General features: G+C 44.7%; 23 protein-coding genes and 4 tRNA genes. 15 read left to right on the top strand and 12 right to left on the bottom strand.

The features are described 5' to 3' along the window. The first annotated feature begins 111 nt into the window (after positions 1 to 111). The 10 genes from lolB to BLR43_RS00090 all read left to right on the top strand — a co-directional run bounded on the left by lolB (position 112) and on the right by BLR43_RS00090 (position 7,776). Complete coding sequence (gene lolB, locus BLR43_RS00135; protein WP_071002491.1) at positions 112 to 741, top strand: lipoprotein insertase outer membrane protein LolB; 630 nt, start codon at positions 112 to 114, stop codon at positions 739 to 741. Positions 742 to 831: 90 nt separating this feature from the next. Continuing rightward, positions 832 to 1,794 carry a 4-(cytidine 5'-diphospho)-2-C-methyl-D-erythritol kinase gene (ispE, locus tag BLR43_RS00130; protein ID WP_071002493.1) on the top strand — a complete coding sequence of 321 codons (963 nt, stop codon included), beginning with the start codon at positions 832 to 834 and terminating at the stop codon, positions 1,792 to 1,794. Position 1,795: 1 nt separating this feature from the next. Further along, entirely contained in the window at positions 1,796 to 2,380 is a 585-nt protein-coding gene (locus tag BLR43_RS00125) for a hypothetical protein (protein ID WP_143007399.1), read from the top strand. 167 nt (positions 2,381 to 2,547) lie between these two features. Then, positions 2,548 to 2,623 (top strand) — tRNA-Gln (locus BLR43_RS00120). A gap of 240 nt (positions 2,624 to 2,863) precedes the next feature. Continuing rightward, positions 2,864 to 2,939: transfer RNA gene (locus BLR43_RS00115), tRNA-Gln, on the top strand. Between the two features lie 110 nt (positions 2,940 to 3,049). After that, entirely contained in the window at positions 3,050 to 3,997 is a 948-nt protein-coding gene (locus tag BLR43_RS00110) for a ribose-phosphate pyrophosphokinase (protein ID WP_057758042.1), read from the top strand. Between the two features lie 407 nt (positions 3,998 to 4,404). Next, positions 4,405 to 5,094 carry a 50S ribosomal protein L25/general stress protein Ctc gene (locus tag BLR43_RS00105; RefSeq protein ID WP_071002496.1) on the top strand — a complete coding sequence of 230 codons (690 nt, stop codon included), beginning with the start codon at positions 4,405 to 4,407 and terminating at the stop codon, positions 5,092 to 5,094. Between the two features lie 456 nt (positions 5,095 to 5,550). Further along, a complete protein-coding gene (pth, locus tag BLR43_RS00100; protein ID WP_093067285.1) occupies positions 5,551 to 6,132 on the top strand; it encodes an aminoacyl-tRNA hydrolase in 582 nt (193 codons plus the stop codon). 100 nt (positions 6,133 to 6,232) lie between these two features. Further along, complete coding sequence (panD, locus tag BLR43_RS00095) at positions 6,233 to 6,613, top strand: aspartate 1-decarboxylase (protein ID WP_010196068.1); 381 nt, start codon at positions 6,233 to 6,235, stop codon at positions 6,611 to 6,613. 188 nt (positions 6,614 to 6,801) lie between these two features. After that, positions 6,802 to 7,776 (top strand): calcium/sodium antiporter, encoded by a 975-nt coding sequence (locus tag BLR43_RS00090; protein WP_093067280.1) that lies wholly within the window; start codon positions 6,802 to 6,804, stop codon positions 7,774 to 7,776. 45 nt (positions 7,777 to 7,821) lie between these two features. Here the strand turns inward: BLR43_RS00090 and BLR43_RS00085 are convergent, their stop codons facing one another. The 3 genes from BLR43_RS00085 to BLR43_RS00075 form a co-directional block, all read right to left on the bottom strand. After that, positions 7,822 to 8,484, bottom strand: coding sequence for an RDD family protein (locus BLR43_RS00085; RefSeq protein WP_093067276.1), 663 nt, complete (start codon positions 8,482 to 8,484; stop codon positions 7,822 to 7,824). A 232-nt stretch (positions 8,485 to 8,716) separates the two neighbouring features. Continuing rightward, positions 8,717 to 8,793, bottom strand: a tRNA-Arg gene (locus tag BLR43_RS00080). 183 nt (positions 8,794 to 8,976) lie between these two features. Beyond that, positions 8,977 to 9,066: transfer RNA gene (locus BLR43_RS00075), tRNA-Ser, on the bottom strand. Between the two features lie 345 nt (positions 9,067 to 9,411). On the opposite strand from BLR43_RS00075, the gene BLR43_RS00070 reads away from it, so the two are divergent. After that, the gene (locus BLR43_RS00070; RefSeq protein WP_093067273.1) at positions 9,412 to 10,206 is read left to right on the top strand and encodes a hydroxymethylpyrimidine/phosphomethylpyrimidine kinase; all 795 of its coding nucleotides are present in this window, start codon (positions 9,412 to 9,414) and stop codon (positions 10,204 to 10,206) included. A gap of 131 nt (positions 10,207 to 10,337) precedes the next feature. Here the strand turns inward: BLR43_RS00070 and BLR43_RS00065 are convergent, their stop codons facing one another. From BLR43_RS00065 to ppx, 5 genes are all read right to left on the bottom strand, one after another. Then, positions 10,338 to 10,907 (bottom strand): YggT family protein, encoded by a 570-nt coding sequence (locus BLR43_RS00065; RefSeq protein ID WP_093067270.1) that lies wholly within the window; start codon positions 10,905 to 10,907, stop codon positions 10,338 to 10,340. Between the two features lie 142 nt (positions 10,908 to 11,049). Next, a complete protein-coding gene (gene proC, locus BLR43_RS00060; RefSeq protein ID WP_093067267.1) occupies positions 11,050 to 11,883 on the bottom strand; it encodes a pyrroline-5-carboxylate reductase in 834 nt (277 codons plus the stop codon). A gap of 323 nt (positions 11,884 to 12,206) precedes the next feature. Next, positions 12,207 to 13,763: a tRNA lysidine(34) synthetase TilS gene (tilS, locus tag BLR43_RS00055; RefSeq protein ID WP_093067263.1), complete on the bottom strand. Its 1,557-nt coding sequence runs from the start codon at positions 13,761 to 13,763 to the stop codon at positions 12,207 to 12,209. Positions 13,764 to 13,897: 134 nt separating this feature from the next. After that, positions 13,898 to 14,701, bottom strand: coding sequence for an acetyl-CoA carboxylase carboxyltransferase subunit alpha (locus BLR43_RS00050; RefSeq protein ID WP_093067260.1), 804 nt, complete (start codon positions 14,699 to 14,701; stop codon positions 13,898 to 13,900). A gap of 165 nt (positions 14,702 to 14,866) precedes the next feature. Further along, complete coding sequence (ppx, locus tag BLR43_RS00045) at positions 14,867 to 16,429, bottom strand: exopolyphosphatase (RefSeq protein WP_093067257.1); 1,563 nt, start codon at positions 16,427 to 16,429, stop codon at positions 14,867 to 14,869. A 454-nt stretch (positions 16,430 to 16,883) separates the two neighbouring features. Here ppx and BLR43_RS00040 point away from each other — a divergent pair, with 454 nt between their 5' ends. After that, a complete protein-coding gene (locus tag BLR43_RS00040; protein ID WP_212564567.1) occupies positions 16,884 to 17,234 on the top strand; it encodes an Mpo1-like protein in 351 nt (116 codons plus the stop codon). Between the two features lie 59 nt (positions 17,235 to 17,293). Here the strand turns inward: BLR43_RS00040 and hemL are convergent, their stop codons facing one another. Both hemL and BLR43_RS00030 read right to left on the bottom strand, forming a co-directional pair. After that, positions 17,294 to 18,595 carry a glutamate-1-semialdehyde 2,1-aminomutase gene (gene hemL, locus BLR43_RS00035; RefSeq protein ID WP_093067249.1) on the bottom strand — a complete coding sequence of 434 codons (1,302 nt, stop codon included), beginning with the start codon at positions 18,593 to 18,595 and terminating at the stop codon, positions 17,294 to 17,296. A gap of 106 nt (positions 18,596 to 18,701) precedes the next feature. Continuing rightward, positions 18,702 to 19,055 carry a zinc ribbon domain-containing protein YjdM gene (locus BLR43_RS00030; protein ID WP_093067244.1) on the bottom strand — a complete coding sequence of 118 codons (354 nt, stop codon included), beginning with the start codon at positions 19,053 to 19,055 and terminating at the stop codon, positions 18,702 to 18,704. 314 nt (positions 19,056 to 19,369) lie between these two features. On the opposite strand from BLR43_RS00030, the gene ygfZ reads away from it, so the two are divergent. Together ygfZ and BLR43_RS00020 are read left to right on the top strand one after the other, a co-directional pair. Then, positions 19,370 to 20,122, top strand: coding sequence for a CAF17-like 4Fe-4S cluster assembly/insertion protein YgfZ (ygfZ, locus tag BLR43_RS00025; protein ID WP_093067241.1), 753 nt, complete (start codon positions 19,370 to 19,372; stop codon positions 20,120 to 20,122). A gap of 91 nt (positions 20,123 to 20,213) precedes the next feature. Continuing rightward, positions 20,214 to 21,539, top strand: coding sequence for a D-amino acid dehydrogenase (locus BLR43_RS00020; RefSeq protein WP_093067238.1), 1,326 nt, complete (start codon positions 20,214 to 20,216; stop codon positions 21,537 to 21,539). Between the two features lie 94 nt (positions 21,540 to 21,633). On the opposite strand, the gene BLR43_RS00015 is transcribed toward BLR43_RS00020, so the two are convergent. Continuing rightward, positions 21,634 to 23,832 (bottom strand): molybdopterin oxidoreductase family protein, encoded by a 2,199-nt coding sequence (locus BLR43_RS00015; protein ID WP_227674189.1) that lies wholly within the window; start codon positions 23,830 to 23,832, stop codon positions 21,634 to 21,636. A 49-nt stretch (positions 23,833 to 23,881) separates the two neighbouring features. Further along, positions 23,882 to 24,583: a TetR/AcrR family transcriptional regulator gene (locus BLR43_RS00010; protein WP_167669363.1), complete on the bottom strand. Its 702-nt coding sequence runs from the start codon at positions 24,581 to 24,583 to the stop codon at positions 23,882 to 23,884. A 685-nt stretch (positions 24,584 to 25,268) separates the two neighbouring features. On the opposite strand from BLR43_RS00010, the gene BLR43_RS00005 reads away from it, so the two are divergent. Further along, complete coding sequence (locus BLR43_RS00005) at positions 25,269 to 25,472, top strand: CsbD family protein (RefSeq protein WP_071002519.1); 204 nt, start codon at positions 25,269 to 25,271, stop codon at positions 25,470 to 25,472. The last annotated feature ends 123 nt before the right edge of the window (positions 25,473 to 25,595 follow it).

Raw genomic sequence — 25,595 nt, 5'->3', positions numbered from 1 at the left:
CAATTACAAGGGACGTATAAGAAGCTAACAGCCGTGCATAACTGAGCAACAAATAGCCCTTAAGCTAATATCTTTGTTAACCTGTCCATTTTCCCATTTTGAGAGCACATTATGTCAGCATCAACGATGTCTTATAAACCAAATAAACTGGCTTTGCTTACTGCGATAGCGACTACAATGGTTATTACCTCTGGCTGTCAGTCACTAAAAACAGCCAACGCGACCAATCAACCAACCACGATGCAAGCTCAAAACGCAGATCAGCCCAAAAAGCTAGAGAGCTTTAATATCACGGGTAAAATTGGGGTGACCATACCTGCTAATGACACCTCAGGTACCCAAGGTGGTAGTGCGTTTTATGCATGGGGACAAGAAAACGATCGTTTTGCTATTGAACTCATCGGCGCGCTTGGTATTGGTAAAACCAACATCGAGTACAATGGTCAAACCGCGACGCTAGTCAGTGAAAAGACAGGTACATTGACCGCTGATGACCCTGAGGAACTATTACAAAAAGCCACTGGCTGGCAAGCGCCTATCTCGCAAATGCCTTACTGGATTTTTGGTCGCCCCGCGCCCTCAGATAGCGCTCCGCAGCTAGATGCTCAAAACCGATTGATCAGCTCAGTCAATGGCGACTGGAGTGCCAGCTTTACTTATAAAGGGAATGACAAGCTCCCTAGTAAAATCAGCGCTGTACAACCACAGGGCAATAAAGTGGTGATGACGATTAATCACTAGTCCGTCATTACTAGTGTATCACCACTGAAAAATCAGCCCCTATTGCTCATTACCATAGTCGTTTATGTCCGTACTTTATGATGAAAAAACATGATTGAAAACATAGCCGAAGCATCTGACTCTACTGTTACGCGTTTATCCCCTGCAAAAATCAATCTATTTTTGCATATTACAGGCAAGCGTGCTGATGGTTATCATAATTTGCAAACGGTGTTTCGCCTGCTCGATTGGGGCGATTATTTGCATTTTTCACTCATGGATGATGTTGTGATACAAACGGCTGATAATAAAGCAGATGCCAACACGCTCTGTCATCAGCTATTAGTATTAGCTGGTGCAGAGGCGATAACTGCCAATATAGAAGACAACTTAATCTTCAAAGCGGCGCGCGCATTGCTCGCGTTTGCCATACAGTCAAACACGCTGCCCGAGCAGTTAGCACCAATTACTATCAGGTTAGACAAGCATTTGCCTATGGGCGCAGGATTGGGTGGTGGCTCATCCAATGCCGCAACGACTATGCTGGCACTTAATGAGCTTTGGCAGCTTAACGTTACTTGTGATGCGCTGATAAAAATCGGTGCAAAGGTAGGTGCAGACGTGCCAATCTTTATCTTTGGTCAAGATGCCATTGCCATGGGTATTGGCGAGCAATTAACTGCCATCAATTTACCTGACCAGCAGTATTTAGTCTTAACGCCTGAGGCGCATATCAATACCGCTACCCTATTTGCTCATCCTAAGCTACATCGAGATATCACCCCTCTATCGATTAAAACCATCAAAAACCAGTCCAATGATTATGTTCAAAATTTGAATACGCCCTATCATAATGTCTTTACACCAGTAGTGACAAGCTTCGCTCCTGCTGTTGCAGAGGCTTTAGATTACTTAAAAGGGTTAGAATCGCAAGCACTGGGTACAGCACGCATGACTGGCTCTGGTAGCGCGGTATTCTTGCCGTTAGATGCGAGTATTGCCTCTGATAAAGCGCTGTTGGTAACATGGATTGAAAGTGCGCCTTGTTCGGGGTATGTGGTGGGGAGTTTGTAACGTGAATGCTTTATATCTAAAAAAATGCTCAATAACAAGTATGGTTTTTGTTTGCTTATCATTAAGTCTAACTGGGTGTACATCGCTACCTAAGTCTTATGATGAACCTAATTCCAAGCGTTTGTCTGATAATGTAATTTTACCACCGCAGCTAGGAATTGAATTACAAGCTAACTCTCAGAATATATCTACTTCTGAGCAGCACCGTAAAACCAGTTCACCTGCTGAACTATTTACTTACGCACCGGCTCTTTCAATGCGCGAAATCAATTTTGTTTTGAAAGGCAAATACGTTATAAAAGATAACTGCTTATACTTTGTTCAGAACGATGATAAGTATCTTAGTCCTATTTTTTATCCCGATAGAGCCATTCTTTTTGAGAATGAACAAGCCATTTCTGTAAATGGAACCAAAGTTAAGCTCGGTGAGGAGGTTGTCACTAGCGGTATAATTAAAGAGCGTATAGGTAGTTACTATTTACGAAAAGGTGATATTGTCATTGAAGACCCAGAGAATACAGCTTGTTTGACGGAACCTGCAATATTTATGAGTGGTAGAGTGGTCAATCCTCTCGTACAAAAGTAACTCGCACAGCATTAGCTTACGATTGACAGGCTTAATAAAAAGACCCCTATTCACTACAATAGTAGCGATGCAACTCAGGCTAATTCACTTAGTTTCGAATAAATCCCAGAAAAAGGCGCAAATGACTTGCAAAATCTGAAAATTTACTTATAATAGGTCGCCACAATAGGGGTATAGCCAAGTTGGTAAGGCATCAGGTTTTGATCCTGACATCCGTTGGTTCGAGTCCAGCTACCCCTGCCATTTTTTAGTACGAAGCGTTAGACATACATTGAGTATAAGCGGTTTATACATAACCTCTTATGCTATTGTCATTGACAACGTTATCCCAGTTTCGGTATAGTTCGCAATGAACACCGCTAGGGAAAGGTTATGTTTTAGGCGGCTCAATCGTTTATAACATAACTGACAGGTCATGACACCATTCTAAGAATGACGAATTAGTCGCTATTAGCTTTCGGTTGTTCGTAGCCTAGACATTACAGGGGTATAGCCAAGTTGGTAAGGCATCAGGTTTTGATCCTGACATCCGTTGGTTCGAGTCCAGCTACCCCTGCCATTTTTTACTGTAATAGTAGTCTTCAATCTTTTTCACCACTCTTTTCTTAATTTGAGCAGTTTGTCACTGCTTAGCGGTCGCTGCTTGAGTCAATCAATAGGACTTCTGTCATGCCTTATTTGGCGATTTTTACGGGCAATGCCCACCCAGAATTAGCAAAAACCGTAGCCGATCATCTTCACATACCTCTTGGTAAAGCTGACATCACGCGTTTTTCTGATGGCGAAATTGCCGTGGAAATCAAAGAACACGTACGCGGTAAAGATGTGTTTATCATGCAGCCGACTTGTGCACCGACCAACGACAACTTGATGGAAATCATGATGATGGCTGACGCTTTGCGTCGCTCTAGTGCTGGTCGTATCACAGCTGTCATGCCATATTTTGGTTATGCGCGTCAGGATCGTCGCCCGCGCTCAGCGCGTGTACCTATCTCAGCAAAAGTCGTCGCTGACATGCTGAACATCGTTAGTATCGATCGCGTGATGACAGTTGATTTGCACTCAGATCAGATTCAGGGTTTCTTTGACATTCCTGTAGACAATATCTATGGTACGCCAGTACTCCTAAACGACCTACAAAAACAAGATTATGACAACATCATGGTGGTTTCACCTGATGTTGGCGGTGTGGTTCGTGCCCGTGCAATGGCCAAGCAGTTAGGCGATACCGACATGGCGATTATCGACAAGCGCCGTGCTCGTGCCAATGAGTCACAAGTGATGCACATCATCGGTGATGTTCGTGACCGTGATTGCGTCATCGTTGATGATATGGTCGATACGGCTGGTACATTATGTAAAGCCGCTGAAGCACTAAAAGAGAATGGTGCACGCCGCGTCTTAGCTTATATCACTCACCCTGTCCTATCAGGTAATGCACTCAAAAACATCAGCGAATCTGCGCTAGACGAAGTCGTCGTGACTGATACGATTCCATTATCTGCCGAAGCAAAAGCCTGTAGCAAAATCCGTCAGGTCAGTATCGCGCCAATGCTTGCTGAGAGCTTACGCCGCATTAATAATGAAGAATCTATTAGTGCGATGTTTGATGCTTAATATGAGACAGTCATTGCTATAAATTTTAATAACATTGTAGTGACAATAAAAATTTAGTCATAAAAATAATAGCGTCAAGTATCAGTACTTGACGCTATTTTTATGTACGTACTTTGCGTAGGTCTTTATTATTACTACAAAATCCCGTATAATGCGCGCCTGTGCTGACCGTTTGTTTTATTCAATCAGGCCAGCATTATCAAAAGTGCTGATCATGCTGAATAATAATGGCTATTTTGGTAATTTTTACTATAAAAATCATTGTTATAAGCAAATGGCTAACATCGATAGTTGTGTCATTTATACGCAACGATAGATATTAGCTCTCATCACGTATTAGTGGATTGGTCGCAAATCCACTTTTTTATGACCAGACACTTCATCATTCTTTTTATAGGATTATATCCATGAGCAATAATCATTTTGAACTAAACGCTACTGATCGTTCTGCTGACCTACAAGGTAAAGGTGCGAGCCGCCGCCTACGTAAGCAGAACCTAGTTCCTGCTATCATCTATGGTGGTGGTGAGCAGCCAACAGCGATCTCTATCAAAATCAACGAGCTAGTAAAAGCACTTGAGTTTGAAGCATTCTTTTCACACATCTTGACCATCAATGTTGACGGTACCGAGCATCAAGCTGTTATCAAAGACTTGCAGCGTCATCCTGCTAAAGGCTTCCCAATGCATGCTGACTTCCAGCGCGTTGTAAAAGGTCAAAAAATCCACATGAACGTTCCTGTGCATTTTGTTGGTCGTGAAGAAGCGCCAGGTACTGCTGCTGGTGGCGTATTGTCTACTTTAGTATCTGATATCGAAGTGATCTGCCTACCATCACAACTTCCTGAATATCTAGAAGTAGATGTATCTGGTATGGAAATCGGTGATTTGTTCCGTCTATCAGACATCAAACTTCCTGAAGGCGTTGTGATTCATGAGCTTGAGCTAGAAGACGGCCATGACCGTACTATCGTTAACATGCAGCCACCAACGGTTGAAGAAGTTGACGAAGATGCTGACGACGTTGATGCTGATGAAGTACCAGCAACTGAGCAAAACGACGGCGCTGATGCTGAAGAAAGCAACGACGACGAGTAATATACTATGTCTAGGTAGCATTTTATTTTGTGCTACTTAGTAACAGATTCGTTTAGTTAAGAAGACAGCAGGCGATTTGAAATCTCCTGCTGTTTTTGTAAGTAGGGCGTGTTGAACATTCGACCATGGCACTGACAGCGACTATTTTTTAGGCGATTCGATGTTAAAAATAATAAGCTTAGTCACTCTAAGCGCTTATTTTTAACGATGAAGCGGCAAAAAAGAGTCCTGTCCCCTGCTTTTATCGTTGGGGCTGATGCTAAAATTGCCCCATACTGCGTTACAAATCTCGCTAAGGCATCTGCATTATCGTCGCTTTGTGCCTTGTCTGGAACAATTTTAGCGATCAGCAGTGCCTATTTGCGAATGTTCAACACGCCCTAAGGTTTGAGAATATATTGTCTATCAATATTTCAAACCTTATCCTTATTTATCAAATTTAAGCAGGGTGTTTTTATGGCCATAAAGCTTATTGTCGGTCTTGGTAATCCTGGTCAGCAGTATATGTTTACGCGTCATAATGCCGGATTTTGGTTTGTCCATCACTTGGCGCAACAATTCAACATCACGCTCTCCCCTGACAAAAAATTCCACGGGGTGACAGGACGTGGGCACATTCATGGATCTGATGTGCGCTTACTTATGCCTCTGACGTTTATGAATAAATCTGGTCAGTCAGTCGTGCCTATGGTAAATTTTTATGGCATCAAAAACGACGAGTTATTGATTGCTCATGATGAGCTCGATATTCCAGCTGGCAGCATCAAACTCAAAACCGACGGTGGTCACGGTGGTCACAATGGCCTGCGTGATATTACGCCGCATATCGGTAATGACTTTCATCGTCTGCGTGTGGGTATCGGTCATCCTGGTCACAAATCTAAAGTCAGTGGACATGTGCTCTCAAAAGCGTCTCCCGATGAGCAAATCGCCATTGACAGCGCATTGACGGCGGCTTTTGACGCGCTACCACTATTGCTAGATGGTGATATCGAAAAAGCACGTTCACAAATTAATGGCTTTAAATTGCCTGAATAAAATATTATTTCTATAGTAATAGCCTTTTATTTTGGTACGTTTGTCCCCATTAACCTTTTGATTTAGTTATTTAATATCAGTTACGCTAAGGAAGCAACCTATGCTACTTAATATGCTTAAATGCAAATTACACCGTGCTCGCGTTACCCATGCTGAGCTTCACTATGAAGGCTCATGCGGTATCGATGGTGATCTACTAGACCTAGCTGGTCTACGTGAAAACGAATCTATCGATATCTATAATGTGACCAATGGCAAGCGCTTTCGCACCTATGCTATCCGTGCTGAGGCGGGCTCTGGTATTATCTCATTAAATGGTGCTGCGGCTCATATGGCAGACCTAGGCGACATCGTCATTATTTGTGCTTACGCGCATTTCGATGAAGTTGAAGCATCGACGTATCAGCCAAAACTGGTCTATTGCAACGAAGACAACACGGTGAAAGACACAGCAAATATCATTCCTGTACAAGTTGCTTAATATGACAGGATGGTGAGGTTTTGGTAAATTTAAGATAAACACAAAGTTACATCTTTGAGTTAACTGCTATTATTACTAAAAATCTCGATGCTATGAGGAAAGCTGAATCTAAATCAAGATTCGGCTTTTTTTGTGCGATTTTTATTTATTAAACTCATATTTTTCATCATATATAAGGAAACATACCGATGTGGTTGGCGGTGATTGCAATACTGATTGGGTTAGCAATTTTGGTTTGGAGTGCCGATGTCTTTATTGACGGAGCAACAGCGCTGGCAAAAAAGTTTAGTGTACCGAGTTTCCTAATCGGTGTTTTGATATTAGGTATCGGCACATCAGCACCTGAGATGGTCGTGTCAGTACTGGCTGCATTAGAAGGCAGTCCTGAGCTGGCTTTAGGCAATGCTTACGGCTCAAATATTATCAATATTGCCTTAGTACTGGGTGCAACCGTACTGATTAGCCCTATTATCATCCGTAAAGGTATCGTAAAGCGTGACCTGCCGCTGCTACTGCTAATCACCGCCATCGCTGCATGGCAGCTACGTGACGGCATATTGAGCCAAGTGGATGGTCTGATATTGCTTGTATTGTTGATTGCGGTATTGGGGTCACAGATCGTATTGAGCATTCGTGAGGGCTATCATGAGCATGAAGAGGACATTGATAATGCAGATTCAGATGCGACAGAGCCAAGCGTAGCGCGTGGACTTGGTAGCTTACTGCTCGGTATGCTGATGCTGGTACTTAGCTCGCGGGCGATCGTTTGGGGAGCGGTCGAATTGGCAACGCTCTGGGGGCTGAGTGAGCTTATCATTGGCTTGACGATTGTTGCGGTTGGTACATCACTGCCTGAGCTGGTATCAAGCTTGTCAGCAGCGCGTAAAGGCGAGCACGACATGGCACTTGGCAATATCATTGGCTCAAATGTCTTCAATACATTGGCGGTCGTAGGCCTAGCTACGGTGATTGCCCCTATCTCTGCTGATCCAGTGATTTTATCACGTGATGTGATGGCAATGGGGCTACTGACGGTATTACTCGTTGCTCTGTGTGTGTTTGCCTTTACAAAAAAGCGCCAGTTCGGTCGTACGTCGGGCGCTACGTTGGTGCTTTTCTTTGTCGGTTATACTGCATGGCTGATTCAAAGCGTTAATATATAACTTTCACTTTTGTATGTTTTGAGCCTTGCTGGCTATTTTATAATCCTAAGATTTTTTCTTACGATTTTTAAAACCGCGCCATAACCCTTCATGTGCTACTTTTGGCATTTTTAGGGTAATGGTGTTGGATAGCATATCCTGTACTGCGAGACCACGAGGGTTAAACAGACAAAAAACATAGTTGAATACCAGTCCAAGAAACGCGCTGGCCAATAAGGCGGCGCGTGACCCATCAATAAGACTACCGATGATGCCAAAGAGTAACGGCATCAGACAAGCAGCCAAGATACGCTTAAACGACTGCCCCCACGTGAGCCACTGACCCGCGTCATTAATGGTTTTGAGCCGCCATGTCTGCATCCCCAATGTCTGACCACCACGGCGCCAAAATATGCCGTAGAAGGCCACCAATGTCAGTACAAATGATGGCGTCATAATGGCGTTTTGATACCAAAGCGGTAGTGACTGGGCCTGTGAAGACTCGGTACCCGTCTCCATCGTTAGCAGCGTGCCAACTACGGTCAATATCGTACCCACCAAAAATAACAATGCCAGAATCAACATACCATCATACAGAATGGCTACGACACGAACCATGGGTTTGGCAATGGCGGGCGCTTCATTAGGATCTTGCTGCGCAAAAGCGCTCGGTTGCGGCTTTGATTTATTGACAGATTTTGACGGGCGTTTAGAGGAACTTTTTGGCATGGTACGAGCTCATAGCAAGCAGTGAATAATAACGCTATTGTACCGTAAATGACTGGTCTATCGTACATTATCCTAGATGACCGTCTGATCATATTGACTATAGTTGCAAAGCGATTGACAGCAAGTCACCAGTACGAAGCCATCAAGCCCCGTGATAGATTACAAAAATGATAGACATAAAAAAATCGCCAATTGTCATAAGACAGGCGATTGATTTAGTTGATTATGCAAATGGTGCGCTTGGAGAGATTCGAACTCCCGACCCCTTAGTTCGTAGCCAAGTGCTCTATCCAACTGAGCTACAAGCGCGTACTTTGCAAATCATTTACCGAGTTGTTAAAAACAATTTCAGTAAATTAGGTTGGCTATTATATAGATAATATCGCTTGTGTCAACATCTTTTTTAATTAAAAACAAAATATTTTTTGATTTAATTATTAAGAATGTTTAACGCAATATGCTGCGTTACTACTCTAATAATAACTGAATAAATGGCGGTGAAGGAGGGATTCGAACCCTCGATACGCTTACACGTATGGTTCCTTAGCAGGGAACTGGTTTCAGCCACTCACCCACTTCACCTAACGATTTAAGACATTTATAAAAATAAACATAGTATTAATGCTAACAATACGTCTTATGTCGTGGGCGAGTATTATAACAAAGCCAAAACGAATTGCAAGCCTTGTCTACCGATTTAATGAGGCTTTTCTCATAATTATCGATATAAATGCTTTTCTCGCCTTTTAATACTTAAAATTACGCCATATTGCAAAAAAATACCACTGCTAAATTGATGATTCAGAACAGTCTCATTTGTTTTGATACTTTATACTTAATCTATAGGTACTAGACTGAGATAGATTTTTTGGCAGTAGGTGGCTATAGTATTTATCACTGATTATAAAATACCTAAAAGGAGCGGTTATGCGACCTGTCGTACTGTGTTTTTCTGGACTGGATCCCTCAGGCGGTGCTGGATTACAAGCGGACATTGAAGCCATCGGTCAATCTGGTGCGCATGCGGCTATTGCTTGTACGGCAGTCACGATTCAAAGCTCACAGCAGGTATTTGGCTTTGAGGCGTGCGCTGCCTCCTTAGTGCAAGCACAGGCCACTGCGGTGCTTGACGATTTACCTGTCAAAGCCATCAAATCTGGTATGATTGGTACCACTGACAATATCGCCATGCTAACCCAGTTGTTTGCTGAGCAAATAATAAGCCCTGATACCCCGTTTGTATTAGACCCTGTATTAGTCGCCAATAGCGGTGGCAGTTTGGGCGATGAGAAAACGCTGGTGCGCGCGTTTAGGCAGCTGCTACCCTATGCCACCTTGATTACACCCAATACGCATGAACTGCGCGCGCTGAGCGGCGAGCAGGATTTGCACAGTGGTGCGAAAAAACTGTGCGCGCAAGGCGTTCATGCGGTGTTGGTAAAAACCTCTCATGATTTTGATAGCGGTGATATCGAGCAGTATTTATATATAGAGGGCGAGATGGTACATAAGAGCATCTTACCGCGCTTAGAGGGTGAATTTCATGGCTCAGGATGTTCGCTTGCCAGCTTTATTGCTGGGCGTTTGGCCATGGAAGATGATTTGATTGATGCGGTAAAATCCGCAGATAATTGGATTAACCAGACATTGCGCGCGGCTGACGACCCTCACCCTGATGATGCTCAGGCGCAATTAATACCCAATCGCTTTATCCACTCTTAATGTCTTTATAAAGTAACAACATAAAGTAATAACGTTCATCAATAGCAGACATAAAAAAGGCGCTCTATATTTTATAGTGCGCCTTTTGGCATGCGATGCGTTATTTATTCTCTGTGATTTAGAGACACCAATTATCCTAGCATTGGCATAAAGTTTGCCGACAAGCCGCCGATGAAGATCTCAAGCAGATAGAATACAAAAAAAGCAATCATCGGTGATAAATCAAGCATGCCTAAGTTTGGCGTAATACGACGGAACGGTGCCAAAATCGGTTCTGCTAGCTGAATGATGATACCAATAATAGGATGCTGGGATTGGGTAAACACCACGATCCAGCTGACGATAATAGACCCAATCACTAGGTAACGACACATGCGTAAAAAGTCTAATACCAAGCTGATCGTACCCGTGAAGAATAGCGGCACAGGCGCAATCCCTTGATGCGTCAAGGCCGCTTTTCCAGAGATATCAATCAGACGAATCAAAAACATCAGGACAATAGCAGCAATGCTAATACGTCCCTGTCCGACCGTTGGGAAGATACGCCCAAACACATCGACGATATGGGTCGCTTTATAGGCAGGTGCAATCATCGGGTTGCGCGCATCCATCCCTGCAAATTGCAGCATAAAACGAATAAACACCAGCATCATAGCGAATGTGGTGACCAGATCAAAAACTTGAAATAACATGTTGTTCATGAAGGGCTACTCAATGGGACATTGTTGACAGATTTTAGGATGACAACTGTCATTATCAGATGCGAATCATCATACAATGCAGGTCAGCTGTTGAGCCTGACCTACTTTTTGGGTCGTTACTTACTTAATTGCTAATCAATAACTATTTACTCATCTCTTCACTAAGCGCTTGGCTACGATCATAGCACGCTTGCATGGCTTCACCGATTTGGCGGCCAATCTCATTGGCTTGCATGGATTCAACAGCGGCTTGAGTGGTACCGTTTGGAGACGTCACTTTACGGCGCAGCTCAGCAGGCGTATCTTCACTATTCATCGCCATTTTTGCCGCACCAAGCATGGTTTGCAGGGCAAGTACTGAGGCTTGTTCTTTATCAAGCCCTAATGCCACTGCGCCATCGACCATCGATTCGATGAAATAAAACATATACGCTGGCGCTGAGCCTGACACGGCAGTCACAGCATGCATATGTTCTTCATCATCGACCCACATGACCAGTCCTGAGGCTTCCATCACCGCGGTTGCCAGCTCTTTTTGTTCAGCTGAGATATTATCTGTGCCATAGAGACCGGTTGCACCCATCTGAATCATGGAAGGCGTGTTTGGCATGGCGCGCACGATATTACTATAGCCGCCCAGCATGCTAGACAATAGGTCAGTTGACAGACCTGCAGCAACCGAGATGACCAACTGATTGTCCAATGCCTCAGCAAAAGCACCAACCACCACTTTCATCATTTGTGGTTTTACTGCCAGTACCACGATATCAGCACCGACCACAGCTGCTTTGGCATCCGCCATTGGATCGACGGTGTTTAGACCTTTAGCGGCTAGTTGCTCACGGATATCGCTGCTAGGATCGGCGACCGTGATTAGACTTGGTTTGATGCCGCAGCCCACAAGCCCGCTGATAAGCGCTTGTGCCATATTTCCGCCACCAATAAAACTGATTTTCTTATTATCTAATACCGACATACTTGTCTCCTAGTCACAAAATTCAAAAGTATTCAACGTAACATACTGATATATAAAACGACACTCAGTTTAGCATACTGCCACTACAACCGTTTGATAAATTCCTGTCAGCTACAATCGCATTAAACCTAGTTAAAACACGCAACTGACGTCGACTATGACATGGTTTAGCTGTTAGATTGAGAAATAATTTTTATAAAATATTTTGAGGTGTCAAATATGTTTTTTATTCGTAAGGCGGTTCAAAAAGACTTCAAGGTATGGGCAGCACACTTATGAAAGCCTCATTGCAAGATATAATAGCCGCTATAGTTTTGTTTCATCTACTCAACTACGCTTATAACATTCTTAAAAACATCGTCGATATCACTACCTAGACTTTTGGTATTGCTCGAAAAGTCATTTTTCAATATCCACCTATCAAAAGGCGATAATAATAAGATAGGAATCTCATTTTTAGCGTGTTCTTTATCTAAGAGTACGACACTGACCACAACCAAGCTTTCTCGCAGCCATAATGGAATACCAAGCGTTTGATACAGTTTTTTGCCTGATTGTGAACGTGTCGCCAATGCCGTCTGCACACGCTGTTTGCGATCTAATGGCTTTATCTTTAATACTGCATTGAGTGCGCCTATATGACTTTCTATCAATCTTGCCAGCGCATCTGGATACACTTGCAACTGCCAGATATAGTCTTCAGTGCGACGAACAGTCAGTAGTGCAAAATCACTGTCTGCTGAGTCATTTGTTGTCAAATCCAAACGCGATAAAAGCTGCGCTTGCTCTATTAGTGGCACGTTTAACCAAGACAACCATTCACTGCTTTGACGATAGAGCTGCTGACGATAGCGGCGAACAACATAGGAGCGCGTACGAGCTTGCCAAAACAGCTCAGTTTGGTGATCATGGTCGCTGCGCTGAGTCAAATTCCATACGTCATCGACCAGCTGCTTAGCAGGCGGTAATGGCTCATCTTGACCCAGCCAATGATGCAGTAGTTGCCGCTGGCGATAAATGGGCAATACTTGCAATGTATCGATATTGAGCATGCGCTGTGCTGCTGGTAGCTGTAGGCTTTCATCAGCTGTCTGCTGCATATCTTGCTCAGCCTGAACATTGACAGTGGCTTGCGCATCGCCTAATAGCTGCGCACTGCGAGCAATATTATCAATGACATTGGGGTTATAAGTTGCCAGTATAGGCATGATATCGCGGCGCAGTCCGCTACGGACATTATCACCCGTCTCGTTGGTCGGGTCATCGATATAAGGCAACGCTAAGCGCTTGGCATAATTACTAATCGTGGCGCGCCTTACCGTGAGCCAAGGTCGCCACAATGCATGGCGTCGTCCATGCTGCGTTTGTACTCGCCATGGTTGCATACCTGATAGACCATTGACCCCAGCGCCTTGGATCAAGCGCATCAGTACCGTTTCGGCTTGGTCGTCGGCGTGATGTCCTAGTAGCAGTACATCATCTTGGTTGATATGCGCACGCATGGCGTTATAGCGGGCTTGCCGCGCGGCTTGCTCATCATGACCTGTCACTTGTGCTCTTAGGATATGACAAGGTATCTGCTGTGCTTGCGCCCAATCAGCGACGTGCTTAGCCCAGTGCCGACTATGCGCTTGCAAACCATGATCAACATGTAACAGCTGCGGCAAACATGGCAATCTGCCTTGCCGATAGAGCTGCACACATAACGCTGCAAGCGCTAATGAATCACGCCCACCGCTACAAGCCAGCCATAGCCGACGACCATGCAGCTGCTCCCTATAGTCATTTATACTGCCCAATAATGCATCTGCCAATGTCTCATCAATCGGCAAATCACTGATTGGTCTAATAGGATGCGTGAGGATGGCACTGCTGGTCATAATCAGCCTTAGTTTTAGATAGATAAATTCATGAGCAAATTAATAGACATAAAAAAACGCGCCATTGAATGACACGTTTTATTTTAGCATTAAGACTCAGTCTCGAATATGAAAAGCTTAGCACATGCTTTGCATTAAGCAGGCAGCATCACTTCTGAGTTAAACGTCTTTAATTTTTCGTAGCGGAGCTCACAACGCTCTTGAGGATCCAAATCTTTGATTTCATCAAGCTGCTCAGTGATCAGTGATTTTAGAGCTTCCATAACGGGTTGTGGCTGCACATGTGCGCCCTCACCTTCATCGATGACGGCATCAACCAAACCTAGCTGGTAAAGGTTGATGGCATTTAATTTCAGTGCTTCACTAGCGTCTGGTGCTTTTTCAGCGGTTTTCCATAAGATAGATGCACAGCCTTCAGGAGAAATGACCGAATAGATGCTGTTTTGCAGCATGTTGACTTTGTCGCCAACGCCAATTGCCAATGCACCACCTGAACCACCTTCACCGATAATGGTCACGATGATAGGCACTTTTAGGCTAGAGAATACCGCGATACTCTCTGCAATCGCTTGCGCTTGACCGCGCTCTTCTGCGCCAACACCAGGATAGGCACCTTGAGTATCGACAAAGGTCATCACAGGAATATTGAAGCGCTCTGCCATTTTGACCAAGCGAATCACTTTGCGATAGCCTTCAGGGTTGGCCATACCAAAATTATGCTCGATACGCTCACGAGTACTGCGACCACGATGCTGACCGATGACCATTACAGGTTGATCATTGAACCGTGCCAGACCGCCCAAAATGGCTTTGTCATCGGCAAAAGCACGATCGCCGTGCAACTCATCAAATTCAGTAAAAAGCTGATTAACATAGTCCATAAATAATGGACGCTTGGCATGTCGTGCAAGCTGCACACTATCCCAGACAGTGCTCATAGACGCTTCCCTTTAATCATTATACTTAATGTATTTATGTTTAAGAATAATATCGTTATCGGTGTTCAGATAATGAAAGTACAGTTGTAAACTGAGTAGAAGCTATAGTAGCACATCTTATATAGCATGACATTATCGACAGCACTGCTTTTGTTACGTTAGTCTTTAACTCGATACGGACAATGGTAACGGTTCAGTTGCTTGCGCCTCTACCACACTAAGCTGTACGCCCCATTTGGCAAACTGCTCAATCTCTGTGCGCAAATCAGCAACCAAAAACGCATAATGCTCGCTGCTATCAGCCACCGTGATTTGCCAGTCGCTATCACTGATGACCTTTAATTCTAATTCTGGCAGTTTATAATCACTACGGCTATGATGCGCGAGTACCGCAAGACGCAATAGCAAGCACAGATAAACGAGCTGGTTTCCCCCGATCTGACAGGTCTGCTCGAACATATCGGCTTTGAGCTTACGGCGATGGTTGAGCATCAACTGCGCCATACGCTTTTGATCCACTTGTGAGAACCCTGGAATATCAGAATACTCAAGCAAATAGGCGCTGTGCTTATGATAACTGCTATGACTGATTGCAAGGCCAATCTCATGCAAAAACGCGGCACGTCTGAGTAAGTCACAGTCATCGCTTGTTAGGGCAAGCTTATCTTTTACTTGCTCGAACAGGTTACGACTGGTTTTTACCACTTGCTTGGCTTGCTTTTTGTCGCCTGAATAACGCTTGATAAGCGCGAGCACACTGCGGTCACGCACATCTTCGCTCGCAAAACGCCCCAGCATGTCATACATCACGCCTTCACGTAATGCCCCATCTGAGTAGGTAATGGTCTCAACGCCTAGTACCTTCATCACCGCACGCAACACTGCCACACCTGCCGGAAATACCGCTTTACGGTGGTCTTTGACGCCTTCTAGCTCGATATCATCAATATTGCCAATCTTAAGCAGCAATCGCTCTAGTTTTTTAACGCCTTTATAAGTAATGCGTTCTTGCTCATCGGCCCAGCCTTTGGACACAAGGACATTACGCACCGCTTTGATCGTCCCACTTGAGCCGACCACGCTGCTCCAACCAGTCTTTTGGTAACGACCATTGATTGCCAGTACTTCCTTGCGCGCGCCTGAAATCGCATTGTTAAAAGCCTCTTTGGTAATGAGGCCATCAGCAAAGTACTTCTGTGTGAATGCGACGCAGCCCATTTGTAAGCTTTCAGTCAATAAAGGATCAAACTCTTGACCGATAATAAATTCCGTCGAGCCACCACCAATATCAATAACCAAGCGCTTGTCGCTACTCTCATTGGTATGCGAGACGCCCAAATAAATCAAGCGTGCCTCTTCGCGACCAGCGATAATCTCAATGGGCTTGGGCAAAATCTTATTGGCTTTTGCAATAAAATCATTGGCATTTTTGGCTTGGCGCAAGGCGTTGGTCGCAACCACACGAATACGCTCTGGCGGTACAGAATCCAGACGCGCCACAAACCGACTCAAACAATCCAGACCACGCTGTGCAGCTGTCTCGCTCAAGATTTTATGCTCATCCAGTCCAGCAGCGAGCTGTACCTTTTCAGACATAGAGACTACTTTGCGCACTTCCCCATGATCAAGACGGGCAATGGCTAAGTGGAAACTGTTGGAACCAATATCAATGGCTGCCATCATTTCATCATCGCCGAGTGGCGGGTTTGTAAGATAGTCAGTAGGCATAAGGCAAGTTGTCACCGTATTAGAGAGAGTGTGTAGTTTAACAAAATCAGGTACGACATAGATATAAAATCATAGGTATAGAAAAAGCAGCCGCCACACAAATCTGGGCCATTTTGCCATTAAAGCATTTATCCTAAATACGCGCAAGCGCCGCAAAATCATAGCAAAAGTGTAAAACCACTCTATCAAAGGCTAATGACCAAGCCTACATCTAACGCTTGTGTTAGCAATAACGGTTTGCTACATTGAAAGCTCATAATATTGTGATAAAAAACCGTTATTTACTGCTTTTACATCGGTATAAATCACATCGAAATCCATCAATTATTTACCTAAAAACTGCCGACAATGGATAGTCGATAAACCCGCCAGCAAGGACGCTAACCGCATGAATCAAACAACCGAAAAAAATGCGACCGAAACCGCTAATACCCATAACAGTACCAGAACGGATATGATAAAAACTGAAGCGTCACCCAAACAGGCGTTTTATGATTTTTATTTAGACGAGCATCAAAACATGGCTTGTCGCCGTCTCCATTTTGCAGGTAGCAGTTTTGGTTTGTTAGGATTGGCAAAGTCAATCAAAACTGGCTCGGTAAAGCCTCTCGCAAGAGGTGTCGCAGCAGGATATGCCTGCGCTTGGGTCGGGCATTTTTTCTTTGAAAAAAACAAACCCGCCTCGCTTAAATTTCCGCTAAAAAGTTTTGCTAGTGATTTTCGTATGTATGGCGATGTCCTGCGTGGCAATTTAAGCCTAAAAGATCACAAATATGACAAACGTACAAAAAAACCAGCATCATAATTTATTATGAATGCTGGTTTATCTTTCAAATGTCTAAAATTTGAGAGATTTAGAGTGGGTTAACCCTTTGTTATCTCTGCAAATATCTCATCAGCAGCAGTAATCGATGCCTCGATATCTTCATTGCTGTGCTTGATTGACATAAAGCCTGCTTCATACGCAGACGGCGCTAGGTAAATACCGCGATCTAACATACCGTGGAAGAAGGTATTGAACATCTCCATATCGCACTCTGTCACATCATCAAAGTTACTTGGGGTTTTGGTATCAGCGTCTTTGACAAAGAACATACCAAACATACCGCCCAATTTATTGGTGCGCAGATTGATGCCATGCTTATCCGCCGCCGCTTGGAAACCATCGACCAGATGATCGACTTTGGCAGCTAAGTCTTCGTAAAAACCTTCTGCCGTTAGGTCTTCAAACATCGCGATACCGGCACGCATCGCAAGTGGGTTGCCTGATAACGTACCAGCTTGATACACGCCACCAAGCGGTGCGATGCACGACATGATTTCTTCTTTACCGCCAAACGCACCAACTGGCAGGCCTGCACCGATGATTTTACCAAAACAGGTCAAATCAGGCGTGATACCGAAGTGTGCCTGCGCACCGCCCAGACCCACGCGGAATCCTGTCATCACTTCATCAAAAATCAATACTGCGCCATTGTCCGTACACTGGGCACGCAACGTATCATGAAACTCTTGTGTTGGGATTACCATATTCATGTTGCCAGCGATCGGCTCCAAGATCACGCAAGCAATCTCGTCGCCCCATTTTTCAAAGCAGTCTTTGATCGCTTGCGGATCATTATAAGGAATCGTGATCGTGTGCTTCGCAAAATCGGCTGGTACGCCTTTAGACGTTGGTTCACCGATATCAAGCATGCCTGAGCCTGCTTTGACAAGCAGACTGTCTGAATGGCCATGATAGCAGCCTTCGAACTTGACGATTTTGTCACGCTGAGTATAACCGCGTGCCAAACGAATCGCACTCATGGTCGCCTCAGTCCCCGAGCTGGTCATACGAATCATCTCAACGCTCGGCACGAGCTCACAGATTTTATCAGCGACCGTGGTTTCAAACGGCGTTGGTGTCCCAAAGCTCAAACCATCATCGGCGGCTTGTTTGACAGCGTCGATGACTTTTGGATGCGCGTGACCCAAAATCATTGGGCCCCAAGAACCCACATAATCAATATAGGCATTGTCTTCGGTGTCATAAATCTTGCTGCCATCAGCGCGGTGCATAAAAATTGGCGTACCGCCGACCCCTGCAAAGGCACGGACGGGTGAATTAACGCCGCCTGGAATATGTTTGCGGGCTTGCGCAAAAAGCTGTTCGTTTTTAGTACTCATAGCTATTCTCTATTTATAGGTTTTATATTCTGTCAGTTCTGTATTTTCTAAATGTCGTCAGTCTTATATTTGTTTATTATCGAATCTTTCAAGACATTTTTACAATTTACGCTTTTTTGACGACAGAAGATTTGAGCTTCATTGGGCCATAGCCATCGAGTTTACAATCAATATCGTGACCATCGGTTGCGTCTGGTAATAGGCGAATACTTTTCGCTTTAGTTCCAACTTTAATGACAAGTGAAAAGCCTTTAACCTTAAGGTCTTTAATGACGGTCACCGCATCGCCATCCTGTAACTCATTGCCAACCGCATCACGAATGACGGCATCTTGCTCTTCCGCTTGTGCCGCATCCGTCTCAGCCGCCGTCCACTCGTGAGCGCACATCGGACATACCAGTAACGCACCATCTTCATACGTATATTCAGCATCACATTTTGGGCAATTTGGTAAGCTCATCATATCCTCGGCAGTCATCAGACGTTGGGTTTATTGTAGAGCGGACATTGTACCGTAACTCGCCATTTTTAACCAATTTGTACCGTTGAAAATGGCGCACTACACCCAATTTAATGCTTAACCCACACTGAAGCGCCCCACTTAGTAGTGACGTTTTTGTGATACCCTTTTTGTGGTACTCTTCTTAACCTTATTGACATTTATTCTGACAGGTTCTGTCAGTAACAACAGCGTCTATATGAAAGCGCACCTATAACTTTTATCGCTTCGATTTCATCTATATATTTTAATTATTAAGCAGAAGGATAATAACAATGACTCAGTCTCCAAACCCCTCAGCATTGCCGCAGTTTTCGCAGTTGACCATTCAAGGCGAGGATGCCGAAAAATTCTTGCAAGGGCAATTGACTTGTGATGTCACCAAACTTGGGCTTAGCTATCAGGCAGCCGCTATTTGTAATCTAAAAGGCCGTATTGAATTTGGCATTTGGATCAAAAAACAAGCCGAGAAGCACTACGATGTGGTCATCAGCAGCGATTGTGCAGATAGCTTACAAGCTCATTTAAAAAAGTTTGGCGCGTTTTCTAAATTTGATACCAGTGAGTCGATCGCGATTTATCCGTGTGTGTTAGCAGACGAACCAACCTTTAGCCATAAGGACGATCACAATACCGCTAAAGACACGCAGGATTGGATGGCGTGCAGTATCGCCACTGGTAACTATTGGATTGTCGCGGCGACTCAAGGTGAGTTTCAGCCGCAAGAACTGCGCCTGCATCAGCGTGGCGGTATGGACTATGATAAAGGCTGCTACTTGGGCCAAGAAGTCATCGCCCGTATTTATTTTAAATCAGCGCCCAAAGCGTTTTTGCATTATGTCAAAGGCACAGGCGCGCTCCCCGCAGCAGGCGACAAACTCGATAAAATCCAAGTGGTGAATGCGATAGAAAATGACAATGGCTTTATTGCCCTTATCGTTGCTCGTCCTGAACACTTGGCAGAAAGCGATTTGAATATATTGGACTTGCCAGCCGCACTGCAGGTGGATGTTGCGCGCCCAAAGTAAAAGCAAGCTGAAACAAATAGGCGGCGCAGCAACAGTGATGGCAAGCTAATATACGGCTGCCGTCATGATTAACATGAGCATAGAGAATCCCATGACACATATTGCGGTACTCGGAGCAGGCGTGGTGGGCGTGACCACCGCATGGTATCTACGTCAAGCAGGCTATGATGTGACCGTGATCGAGCGCGAATCGGCGGCAGGAATGCAGACGTCTTTTGCCAATGGTGGTCAAATATCGGTCTCTCATGCGACGCCGTGGGCCAATCCTGCCACCCCGATGAAAGCGCTCAAATGGTTGTTTAAAGAGGATGCACCGCTGTTATTCCGTCTGCGTGCGGATAAGGATCAGCTCAAATGGGCGATGCAGTTTTTGCAAGAGTGCCGCGCTGATCGTGCCGATGCCAATCTGGTGCAAATGGTACGCTTAGGGTTATATTCTCGCGACGCCTTACAACAGCTACGCGCCGATATCGGTATCAATTATGAGCAGCAAACACGCGGTATTATGCATTTTTATACCAGCCAAGCTGAGTTTGATGCTGCTATCGAACCCACTGAGCGCATGCAAGCGCTTGGTTGTGAGCGCCATGTGATTGATATCAATAATGCCGTCAACTTGGAACCTGCCCTCTATCCGATTGCGCATAAACTCACTGGTGCAACCTACACCAGCCGTGACGAATCTGGTAATGCGCACCTATTTACGCAAAGACTCGCACAGCGCTGCATTGATGCGGGTGTACAGTTTTTATATGATACTGAGATCTTAGCGCTTAATACTGACGCTCACTCTGCGCGTCCGCATGTGCATAGTATTACCATTCGCCCAAAAGGCGAAAACGTACAGACTTTCACGGCTGATAGTCATGTGATCGCGCTAGGCAGCTATAGCGTTCCTCTGTTAAAACCATTGGATATTCGCGTGCCTATTTTTCCAGCAAAGGGCTATTCAGCCACCTATACGGTCAATCCACGAGCGCCGCATTTAGCGCCCTTTGTCAGCTTGATTGATGATGAGTTTAAGCTGGTGACTTCACGTTTGGGTGATAAGTTGCGAGTGGCAGGCACCGCAGAATTTAATGGTTATAATTTGGACCTAAATGCCACGCGCTGTGAGGCCATTACGCGCCGCGTGCAGCAATTATTTCCAAAAGGTATCATCGCAAATTCGGTTCAATATTGGACAGGACTGCGCCCCATGACCCCGTCAAACGTACCTTTGATTGGGCGCGCGCATTGCGGTCAAGTCAAACATGGTAGCCATAACGCATCAGCCACTTTTGACAATCTATGGCTAAATACAGGGCACGGCACGTTAGGCTGGACGCATGCTTGCGGCTCTGCAAAAGCCATCAGCTTATTGATACAAGGTGAAACGCCCAACGTTGATTTTGATTTTGTGGGTACAAACAGCTGACTTAATCTCTAGACACTATAAAAAAACTATCTCCATAAAAAAGCAGGCACTTACATCGTGTAAGCGCCTGCTTTTTACTTTAAAAAAATTGAACTTATGCGATTGCACTATCTATTGAGTTTTCTAATACCGCATTAGCCACACTGTCTGCGTTAGCACCCAACGCCTCTAATTGCACTGGCACGCCATTGACGGCGGCATTACCACTCAACTGATCAATCAAAGTATCGTCTGTTAAGTCATTGACACTGACACCGGCATGCGCTTGCGCAATCTTCTGCTTCACCCCTTTACGACCATGACCAAAGCCATGCGGAATACTGACCACGCCTGGCATAAGCTCATCAGTCACCTCTGCTGCGATGACCACACTACCTACGCGAGAGGTCACTCTCACGTCTTGTCCGTCTTCAATACCGTGCTGCTCTGCCGTTTCTGGATGCAGCATTAGTGTACAACGAGATTTACCTTTCACCAATCGATAACTATTGTGCAGCCATGAGTTATTGCTACGTACATGGCGACGTCCGATGAGCAAAATCTCCTGATTATCATACTGCTGCATCATTTCTTTGACCCGTGCCAAATCTGCCTGATAAAAATCAACATTGAGATTGATTTGCTTATCGGCATGCTTGATCGCCTCCGGCAACATACGATGCAATGGTCCTAAATCAATACCGTGTGGGTTGTCTATCAGCGCATCCAATGTGACGTCTTTATAAGGTCCGTACTTGAGAGCTTGCTCAAGCAAGAATTTCGGTCCAAACGCTTTTGTCGCGGCACGCTCTTTTTGTACCGCTTCTGGCGCGTCTTTATCCAAGCGATCGGCAAGCTCTAGATAAATCTCCCAGTCATGCTTCTCATTCTCTGTTTTGCTAAATAAGGCAGGCGAGTATTTGGCAACATTGTGTACAGCAAAACCATTAAACGTAATGTCGTAATGGTCACGCTCGAGTGGCGAGACAGGCGGCAGGATAATGTTGGCATGACGGCTGGTCTCCGTCACAAAGTAATCAAGCGACACCATGAATTCTAGCCCTGACAAGGCCTCATCTAGCTTTTCACCATTTGGCGTGCTAAGGACAGGGTTTCCCGCGACACTCATAAAGCCTTTTAACTGCCCTTCTCCTGCGACCAACATCTCATCCGCCATCGCAACCACTGGATATTCGCCATTAAAATCAGGTAGATTACTCACGCGGCTGTGACGTTTGCCCAAATAGCCAGGACCCGAGCTATTGACCACATCGACCGCAGGGTTCGGGAACATGAGTCCGCCCACTTCATCTAAGCGTCCTGTGACGATATTGATGACCATGGACAGATATTGGCTGAGCAAGCCAAACTCTTGCACCGAGATACCCATACGGCCATAACAGACTGAGCTTTCGGCTTCACAAAACCCTTTGACGATACGTTTGATTTCAGTGGCGGTAATGCCTGTAATATTTGCCACTGACTCAGGGGTGAACCCTTGTGCAAATGATGCAATACGATCAATCTCTGGTGCCAGCGCTGCCACTCGGCTATCTACCTTGGCATAGCCCTGAGCGTAGATCTCATTGAGCATGGCAAGTAGCAACAATACGTCTGTCGCTGGACGAATAAAGTGATGTTCACTGGCGATGTCTGCGGTTTCGGTACGCCTTGGATCGATCACCACCACTTTGCCATCACGTGCTTTGATGTCTTTGAGCTTTTGACGCATGTTGGGCGCAGTCATGATACTGCCATTAGAGGCCAGCGGGTTACCGCCGATGATGAGCATATACTGCGTGCGATTCACATCCGGAACAGGGATGCGGAGCATATGGCCGAACAGATGCATGCTGACGATATGGTGTGGCAGTTGGTCAATTGAGGTCGCAGAAAAGCGACTACGCGTCTTTAGGCTGGTCAATAGCTGCTTAATGGTCAACATCCCGCCCATGTTATGGACATTCGGGTTACCCAAATACACCCCAAATGCATTTTGACCATATTTTTGCTGAACAGACTGAATACCTGCAGCGACTTTATCTAACGCCTCAATCCAGCTGATCGATTTCCAACCGTCCGCCGTTCTTTCAACAGGCCCTCGTAAACGATCAGGATCTTCGTACAAATCCTGCAAAGCAGTGGCTTTTGGGCAAATGTAGCCTTGAGAAAAAGGATCGTTTTTATCCCCTTTGATCGATAAGACTTTTTCGCCATCGTGCTTGATCTCGACGCCGCACATCGCCTCGCATAAAGTACAGGTTCTAAAGTGGATTTGTTCGTTGTCCGCCGCGCTAGCCGCTGTAGTGCCCATAGTCATACTCCCTTTTATGTTTTATAAATCCTAGCTTTCATGAGATATATCATGAGCCGCTATGGTTGCTTCCTTGCAAAAAATTGGCAAATAAGGCGTCAAAGCTGATATTCAATGTCGCAATCGCTTGCTCCATCGAGTAGCGCTGCTGATGACAGCCTAGTATCAGCTCATGTACTTGCGCGGCTGCCATATCCACACAGAGACTCACCGCACTGCGTTCACAAGAACGATTGGATAGCTGCAATCCTTGAATAAATATCTCCGTCCACTCCTCTTGTATGTCTGCGACCAGATTACCCAGTCCATTATTGAGTGAGGATTGGTTCTCTATATCGGCAGTAAATCTCGGACGATCTTCGAGTAAGTGCTGAAATAGCGCAATATTCTGGAAGGCAGAATCAAAAATCATTATCAGACATTGCTGACACTGCTGATTAAACTCATCCTTAGTCAGTACATCATAGTCCTTGAGCATATTAACCCATGCCAGCCGCATTGGCGATAGATAGTGGTCTTTTAACTGAGCGCTGAGCTCGTTCTGTAGCGCATCCAAGCTCTCAAAATGATTATAAAAACTGGGCTGCGCAATGCCAGCGCCTTTGGCAATTTTATTCATACTCATGCCCTGAGCGCCTTCTAGACTATAGAGCCGTAACGCGCTTTTTAATAAGGCACGCCGCGTCTTGGCTTTTGCCAGCTCACGTTTTGACTCTATAGGTGCTGCTTCATTTTGCGCTAATGCATTCAATATAGAGGTATCCCTACTCGATAAATGATTATGTCAACACGCCAGTAATTTACCTGAAGTGCTATTGTGCTAAAAAAGTGTGATGATAGTCACATATTGATTACTATTTTTAGACTCGTCATTTTTAAACCCACAATAACTTTTACTAATTATGTTTCGACTATAAGGTTATAGTTATTTAAACCATAAGTCTATAGCCAAACATATAGTAGGACTCGTGCTTCACAAAACAGATTAATGCTTCATAAGATCAGAATGTTTGTCTACTATAAATACCCCACCCCCTTTCCCAGTTGACATACGCTACGAGATTGCGCAGTTACCTAGCCCGTATATTCATAGTTCCCCATGTGACACTTACCTCTAGATATCGGTCTCAATTCGATGTACATTACGTACAATAGACGCAATTTACGCATCATTAATACAGTCGGTGAGCAGATAACACACGATTCACGCTCACTATAATTAAGTAACACTATAAACATAGCGTATACAGACAGCTGAATTGAAAAGCCCTATATTAATTATCACAAGATATTTGGTAGCAACCAATGATACTTGTGAACTACTAAAATAAGAAAATCAATAAATAGATAGGTTTGTTAATTGGTAAACAGAACTACCATGAAAAGCAATTAAAAATTATATTACACATATTAATTAAAGAAAAAGGAATACAACTATGAACGAGAATACTCTAAAAGGTGAATGGAAGCAGCTAAAAGGCTCAGTAAAACAAAAATGGGGCGAGCTGACTGATGATGATTTAGATCAAGTTGAAGGTAGCCGTGATAAGCTGGTTGGCCGTATACAAGAGCGTTATGGCCATGCTCAAGATCACGCTGAGCGCGAAGTAGATGACTGGCGCCGCGAAAACAATTACTAATAAATTTTTTTTGAGAAATATAAGTAGTGTCGAGACCATCCCGAATTCTGTGTAACTGCCATTTAGATTAAATGCTTACTGATACGGTCATCAAACATAATCATAAAACGATTAAGGGCAGAC

The organism is Psychrobacter pacificensis, from assembly GCF_900101915.1.
GTDB lineage: Bacteria > Pseudomonadota > Gammaproteobacteria > Pseudomonadales > Moraxellaceae > Psychrobacter > Psychrobacter pacificensis.
This window is presented reverse-complemented; position numbering and strand designations above follow the sequence as displayed.